The sequence below is a fragment of the [Flexibacter] sp. ATCC 35208 genome, assembly GCF_001975825.1.
Lineage (GTDB): Bacteria > Bacteroidota > Bacteroidia > Chitinophagales > Chitinophagaceae > Chitinophaga.
In genome coordinates, this window is sequence record NZ_MTKN01000289.1 from 1 (window position 1) to 475 (window position 475).

Consider the following 475-nt stretch of genomic DNA (forward strand, 5'->3'; position numbering starts at 1 on the left):
GCAGCAACCACTGTCGCACTGATACTGATCACTGAATCAGCAGGTACCTGCAAACTATATTTGCCGGTATGATGCTGACTGGTTGTCATCAAGGTTTTATACCCTGAGAAATCCAGGTTCCTGCCAGCACTACACACCTCATCACAGGCAGGTACGCCATAGAAGTAATCTTCAAATCCTTCATAGGTTGCTTCCCGATAGCGCGCATTCTGCGTGGCCGCAATGATCATGGCATCCTGATAACCATACAACCCTGCATTGTACCTGCCAAGGGGATCTTTATTTTCCAGTTCCAACCCTTTACGATTGAACAAGGTTGTCTGACTATTCCATACCCAACGGGTAGTATCCTTTTGTGCCACCCACTTTTTATTACTGACTTTCCAGAAAGGAGCAAATGCTGCAACAGTACCTCCGGAGCGAAGATTCACCTGTGTGCCGGTCTGGGTTTCAGCACGGCTACCATAATAAACAT

1 protein-coding gene is annotated in these 475 nt (G+C 47.2%); it reads right to left on the reverse strand.

All coding sequences use genetic code 11. The features are described 5' to 3' along the window. Nucleotides 1-475 (reverse strand): hypothetical protein (locus tag BW716_RS37405; RefSeq protein WP_179091440.1); only part of this gene is annotated, 475 nt, incomplete at both ends.